Raw genomic sequence first — 2,253 nt, forward strand, 5'->3', positions numbered from 1 at the left:
TTTATTTCATGATGATGAGATTAGCTCAGAGGAGTGTCCACTTTGTCGCTCTCATCTGGAAGTTCCCATTCCCGGTCTCTCAACTATCCGAGCTTCTTTATCAAACTTAGAATCGAGTGTACAAGCCGTAGAAGTGAAACAACCTAGGCTTTTTGAATATATTGAAGAGTTAAAAGAAGAAAGGGAAACTATCAAACGAAATCTGAGAGACCAAGAGCAAATTCTCCAGTCTGTTATTGCAGAGCAGGAAGCCGCTTTACAAATTCAAAATTCCTATGCCCGCATAGCGCGAACTGTTGGACGAATTAGCTTATATTTAGAATCCGTCAATTTTGTAGATGAAAACTCTCAATTGCAGTCTGATGTGAGAGCCGCTGAAAATTTGGTTAATTTATACTCTGGACAGCTAGATTTGATTGAAGTCGATGAGGCTTTAACTTCCGCACTCAACCGAATCGCTCAGCAAATGACCCAATGGGCATATCAGCTGAACTTGGAGCATCGCTGCCCGTATCGATTAGATCTGAATCGCTTAACAGTCATCGCTGATAGACCCGATCGCCCTATTTCGATGACTCGTATGGGAAGTGGGGAAGATTGGCTAGGTTGCCACTTGATTGCCTTACTTGCTCTTCACAAGCATTTTGTTGAGCAAAATCGCCCTGTTCCTAGATTTTTAGCCATCGACCAACCCACGCAAGTATACTTCCCTTCTGACGAGCAATACCGTGTGCTTGAGGGAATCAACCAAGAGGAACTGATCAATGTAGGAACAGATATAGTTGCCGTTGAGCGAATGTTCAATTTCCTGTTTGATGTGTGCCAGGAATTAGCACCTAACTTTCAAATTATTGTCCTTGAACATGCAAACTTGAGCTACAGTGAACGATTTAGAGATGCAGTCGTTGAAGAGCCTTGGACGAATGGAAGAGCGCTTATTCCCTCTTCCTGGTTCTCTTAAACTTTGCAGTTCAGAAGTTGCTATTTTCACCGTTTCTGCTTCTGAGTTTTAGAAAGCTTGGACTGCGATGTACGTGCAGCGGCAATACGATCGACAAGAACAGAAACTGGCTCATCATTTGGGTCTTGATCAACCAGTTCCCCTTTGAAAGCTTTTGATAGGGTTTCCTGGTCAAGCTACTCTAGAAGGTTTTTAATTCAAAGCTTGCTGGGCGACTTCTTCAATACTCTTGAATTTCGCTAGTGCTCCTGGTTGAATTGGGACAGAGAAAGCAACCAAATCCCACGCAGCTTACATCAACTTGAGAACCTGCTGACAACTCATTTTGACCGTTTCGAATGAGTTGATCGTCGGCAGTAGCTTAAAGTTTTGTCTCGCATAGAAATATCGGTAGTGCATCAGGATAATGTAGGATAGGTTGCTATATCGTACCACGCCCAAGAACGAACTGTTAATCCTGCCCGTTGTGCTGCAGTGGATTTGAAGCGGCTGTGCTGCCAGATCCAATTGAAGTAGCTCACGACTAACCGGGTAGTGACTTTCGTCTGTTCCCACACCTTGCCAAACTTGTTCTGTCGTCGATGCCATCTTCCGGTTTGTTGTCGAACTATCCCATTAATCCGCTCTAATCGCTGTGTTTTATCTTTGCCGATGTGGTGCTGAATTTCGAGAGGTAAGACTCGCTCATAGCCGCCCCAATCGTCACTATTGAATCGCTTGCAGTTTGTTTTACCTTCGGTGTTCATCACTAACTGCTCAAGCAGTTCATCATTGTGTTTACCGACTCGTGCAGCCAAAATTAATCCACTGCTGTTCGCCAAGCTCAGTCCAATCCAGCAATCTCCAGTTTCTCGCTCTTGGCTCAAGCATTGCTTTTGTTTTTTGAGACAAATGACCACAGTTCATCAGCACTGACCTCGCTTGTTTCGACCGCTTGAACTTCCGCATTATGTACCAGTTGCGCTCTCTGACTCGCTGCTCGAACAATGCTGACGACTGTGTTGTAAGCGAGTCCAGTGATCCGACTCACCCCGCGTAGACTGCTGCCTTCACTGTGCGCTTGCAGCACTTGTTGAATTTGCTCAGGACTGATATGGCGGCGATAGTAGAGACTATCAAAGTTTTCTGAAAATGTTTGATTGCAAGTCGGGCAGAGGTAGCGTTGATGACCGTTCGGCATCTTGCCATGTTTGTGGGCTTTCGGGTGTCCGCACAGGGGGCATTCCATTGGTAGGCTCCAGAAGAAATCTGCCTCTACTTTATCAGTCCCACATTAATTTGATGCACTACCA

2 protein-coding genes are annotated in these 2,253 nt (G+C 45.1%); one reads left to right on the forward strand and one right to left on the reverse strand.

What is annotated here, in order from left to right:
• Nucleotides 1-961: DUF3732 domain-containing protein (locus tag OU814_RS31240; protein WP_268243320.1), on the forward strand; the 961-nt coding region annotated here is incomplete at its 5' end.
• 398 nt (nt 962-1,359) lie between these two features.
• Here OU814_RS31240 and OU814_RS31245 read toward each other — a convergent pair.
• A protein-coding gene (locus OU814_RS31245) for an IS1 family transposase (protein ID WP_268243321.1) occupies nt 1,360-2,189 on the reverse strand; the annotation gives its coding sequence in 2 pieces (ribosomal slippage) (nt 1,360-1,845 and nt 1,848-2,189; 828 coding nt in all).
• Between the last annotated feature and the right edge of the window lie 64 nt (nt 2,190-2,253).

The organism is Leptolyngbya sp. GGD, from assembly GCF_026735145.1.
Taxonomy (GTDB): domain Bacteria; phylum Cyanobacteriota; class Cyanobacteriia; order Leptolyngbyales; family Leptolyngbyaceae; genus Leptolyngbya; species Leptolyngbya boryana.